This is a genomic window from Acidobacteriota bacterium (genome assembly GCA_020845575.1).
Lineage (GTDB): Bacteria > Acidobacteriota > Vicinamibacteria > Vicinamibacterales > Vicinamibacteraceae > Luteitalea.
In genome coordinates this window covers 1-3,901 of record JADLFL010000021.1, presented here as the reverse complement: position 1 = coordinate 3,901, position 3,901 = coordinate 1, and the positions used below count along the sequence as shown (strand labels likewise).

Genomic DNA, 3,901 nt, shown 5'->3' with positions numbered 1-3,901 from the left:
TCTTCTCAACCTCACGAGGCCGCTCGACGTACACCAGCAGCAGGCGCGGCGGCGCCACAGGAGCGACCTCTGCGGCAGCCCACGAGCCGGTCACCGCGTACGGCGTCTTCGACTGCTTCAGCTTGTCGATCAGTGGCGGAACGCCTCGGGCAGCGAGGTACATCGAGGCACCCTGCCGACGGAAGGGCGAGTATTCCTGCGCCCACCGGGCCAGCAGGCCCCGCCAGTCGACGGCCGTGATCGGGCCTCGAGGCGTCCGCGTGACTAGTGCTTCGCGGTCCAGGAGTTCGACGACGCGCGAGGTGTAGCCTGGATCGACGCCGGCGCGCTTCGCGAGCTCTCGCAGGCCGACGGGAGGGCGGAAGTCGCAGAGCGCCCTGACCAGTCGGCCCGCCTTGGCCCCCTTCAGCGACTTGCGGTCCCGTGGGCTCGGGTCGGGATTCTCCCGTGCGCCGGTAGTGTCGATGAAGAGGCCCGGTTCCGTCAGTTCGAGCCGGATGTTGCCCGTCAGGTCTGCGTAGCTTAAGCCGGCATCGCGGAGACGCTCCTGGGTCCGTGGGCTCAAGTACGGCGCGGAGATCAGGACAGGATCGTCCGCAGTGGGGCGCAGCGCGGCTGCCAGGAAGGCAACGTCCTTGGGTTCGACGCGACTCTTCGCGCAGACGCGAACGGTACCAGCAGCGGCTCCCTTGCGCCGGACGCGCAGGACGGCATCAACAGTCGCTGTGCGGGCCGCCTTCGTGGGCGCCGTTACGCTGCCAATCCAGCCCGCAGGCAAGCGTCCACGCAACGCTTCCAAGACCTGCGCGACAAGCCTGTTGTCTGAATCACTGATGTTGCCCACAATGGGCAACAGTGTATCTAAGGCAACGAGCGGACATCAAGCGCGCTCCCACCGCCTCATGCGCCGAGGCCCCAGCGCCGCCGGTAGGCCGACAGCCCGGGGGGCGAGACGGCGTCGTAGGCTGTGCGGTAATATGGCGACAGAAACAAGCAAGTGTTGTCACAATGCCGCAGCCGCCAACGGATTCCGCTCGTGTGCTCGCGATGGCCCGTAAGCGGCCCGTGCTCCGGTCGCGTGACGTTGTCGCTCAAGGCATCCACACCGGGACGCTGACCCGGCTCGCTCGAGCTGGCAGTCTCGAAAGAGTCGGCCCGGGACGGTACCGGCTCGCTCAGCAACCCAGTGTCACCGAACAGCACGAGCTTGTCGTGGCGGCAACCTCGGTTCCACAGTCTGTCGTGTGCCTGACATCGGCCCTCCAGTTCCACGGCATCGGGACACAGCTGCCGGCGGAAGTGTGGCTGGCGGTACCGCGCGGTACGCGCGTGCCGCGACTCTCGGCGCCGCCGCTGCGTGTGGTCCGCATTGCGCAAGAGGTGTTCGACCTGGGCGTCGAGGAGCACCGTGTCGAGGGGCAGACCGTCCGCGTCTACGGCGTGGCCCGCACGATCGCCGACTGCTTCCGCTTCAGGAACAAGGTGGGCCTGGACGTAGCCCTCGAGGCGCTTGCCGAAGCGTGGCGTGCGAAACGACTCAACCTCGACGAACTACATCGCATCGCGACCACGCTGCGCGTCCAGCGACTGATGCAGCCCTATCTCGAGGCCATCGTCCTGTGAAGCGCGGCGGCCCAAAGAACATCGTGGCGTCCGTGCAGGCCAGACTGGTCGAGCGCAGTCGAGAGCTCGGCGTCGAGCATCAACTGACGCTTGCACGCTTCGCTGGCGAGCGCCTGCTGTATCGCCTGTCCACGTCGGAGTTTGCCGACAAATTCATTCTCAAGGGCGCCGCGCTGCTCCTGATGTGGCTCGGCGAGACAATCCGTCCGACGAAGGACGTCGACCTTCTCGGCTTCGGTGACACGTCCACGGAGGCCCTCAGGCGTGTGTTCGTCGCACTGTGCGCGATCGAGGCAGCAGACGACGGGCTGACGTTCGTGGCGAACAGCATACAAATCGATCCGATTCGTGAAGATCAGGAGTACGGTGGCATGCGAGTGAAGCTCATGGCCATGCTGGGGAACGTGCGGATTCCGCTTCAGGTCGACGTCGGCACCGGTGACGCGGTGGTACCGCCGCCGGAGCTTCTCGACTTTCCGGGACTCCTCGATCTTCCGCAAGCGCGGCTGCGCATGTACCGGCCCGAGACGTCGATCGCCGAAAAGACCGAGGCCATGATCCGACTTGGCATGGCAAACAGTCGGATGAAGGACTTCTTCGACATCCACGAACTGGCTGCGACCAGAGCGTTCGACGGCGACGTCATGCGCTGCGCTGTCGTGGCGACCTTCACGCGGCGAGGCACCGAGGTCCCGAGAGAGCGCCCGCTGGCGTTCACCACAGAGTTCGCCAACAACTCCCAGAAGCAGGCGCAGTGGGCACCCTTCGTGCGGCGCACCAGACGGCCAGATCTTCGTGATCTACCGCCGGTCATTGGACAGATTTGCGGGTTCCTCTGGCCAGTGCTTCAGGCGTCCGCCCGCGATGAACCGTGGCCGTACACGTGGTCGGCTGGAGGGCCATGGAAGGAACACCGCCAGAGTTGAGAGTCGGCGCGGTGAGTCTCCGCTCCACTTGGTCGCATCTGTCAGACATCGACTACGCCACGCTGACGAAAAATCTACGACGTGGATTCGCAGGGCGAGAAGCGTACAGCCCGCCAGTCTGCCTTGGCACGACCTGCCAAACCGTGCAGGGGCGCCCGACCCGAAGCACATCTCCACGAGCTTCGTGGAGCGCCAGAACCTCACGATGCGGATGTCGACGCGACGATTCACGGGACTGACAAACACGCTCGAAGAAGGTGGAGAACCCCGCGGCGGCCGTGGCCCTGTACTTCATGTATTACAACTTCGGCCGCGTGCGTCAGATGCTTCGCGTGACCCGGCGATGGAGGCGGGTGTCTCGGATCACGTGTGGAGCGTTGGAGACGTTCAGCTTGCTGGCGTAAACTTGAGGTGGATGCCAACATCGTTGAGGTAGCCTTGTGACGCCAAGAATGCTCCGCCGACTGGCGCTCTGGTTCGGGTGCTTCTCTTCGCTCGGACTGCTGTTGTCGTTTCTGGCCCTGTCCGACATCTACCGCGGCGAAACGGACGTGTCGTCGGAGTGGATGTTCCTGCGCTTTGCTTTCGGCGTGAGCATCGCGTTCCACGTTGCGGCGATCACCGCGCTTAGTCGCCTTCGGCCCTGATCTGAACCCGACCCACCACCGGCCGGCGGAGGCTGTTGACATGCTCGCCCCTTGGGCGTACGTTTATCCAGTCCCACTGTGGCGCTCCGCGCCACCCCCTCCATCGGCCCACGGCCCACGGAGGCATCCCTGATTCCCGTCGCCTCAGCGGCCACGGAATCAGGTACCCCGCAAGTTCCGGTATCGACTTACTCGGCGAATGTCGCCCAAGTCGGCGCGATGACCCTCAGGGCATCCGCCGGCCGGCACCGCCGTCATGAGCACCCTTGACGCCGCCACCGCGCACAGCGCTGGCCACGCAGGCTGCCGAGCGATAGGCCGGAACATTCAGAGCATCAGAGGCACCGCATGCGGGAGGCTCGACCGAGCCGCCCGCCGGTGTCACGAGGATCAGCGGCGCGCGCGTGGCACCACTCGCGCGCCCGTCCTCCGACGGCGGCACAGATGCGCCGTCATCGGGACCGTACCGCGCACCACGTGCCGCGGGCTGCAACGGTCCTCTCGGGCTCGACGGGCGATGCCGTGCTGAACCAGCACCGCACCGTCCCGTCGGACGCCGCTCCGTTCCCAGGGACGGACATCGGCCACCAGGCCGTGCGGCACGCCCCGAGTGGTTCCCCAACGTTTGTCGTTGCAGCTCTTCGCCGGGGGTATCATGCGAGGACGGAAGCGAGCTCGTTCCCAGGGGCCGGTGCGTGGACGCGA

General features: G+C 65.9%; 4 protein-coding genes. 3 read left to right on the top strand and 1 reads right to left on the bottom strand.

Features of this window, described 5'->3' with window-relative positions:
- Positions 1-844: hypothetical protein (locus IT182_06365; protein MCC6162956.1), on the bottom strand; the 844-nt coding region annotated here is incomplete at its 3' end.
- A gap of 164 nt (positions 845-1,008) precedes the next feature.
- On the opposite strand from IT182_06365, the gene IT182_06360 reads away from it, so the two are divergent.
- From IT182_06360 to IT182_06350, 3 genes are all read left to right on the top strand, one after another.
- Complete coding sequence (locus tag IT182_06360) at positions 1,009-1,623, top strand: type IV toxin-antitoxin system AbiEi family antitoxin domain-containing protein (GenBank protein MCC6162955.1); 615 nt, start codon at positions 1,009-1,011, stop codon at positions 1,621-1,623.
- Entirely contained in the window at positions 1,620-2,549 is a 930-nt protein-coding gene (locus tag IT182_06355; GenBank protein MCC6162954.1) for a nucleotidyl transferase AbiEii/AbiGii toxin family protein, read from the top strand. The genes IT182_06360 and IT182_06355 overlap by 4 nt, the downstream gene beginning before the upstream one ends.
- A 452-nt stretch (positions 2,550-3,001) precedes the next feature.
- Positions 3,002-3,196, top strand: a complete 195-nt coding sequence (locus IT182_06350; GenBank protein ID MCC6162953.1) for a hypothetical protein — start codon at positions 3,002-3,004, stop codon at positions 3,194-3,196.
- Positions 3,197-3,901 lie beyond the last annotated feature (705 nt).

Bases quoted from the DNA above. Each gene is read 5' to 3' on its own strand.
- IT182_06350 (MCC6162953.1), top strand. From the start codon at position 3,002: ATGCTCCGCCGACTGGCGCTCTGGTTCGGGTGCTTCTCTTCGCTCGGA.
- IT182_06360 (MCC6162955.1), top strand. From the start codon at position 1,009: ATGCCGCAGCCGCCAACGGATTCCGCTCGTGTGCTCGCGATGGCCCGT.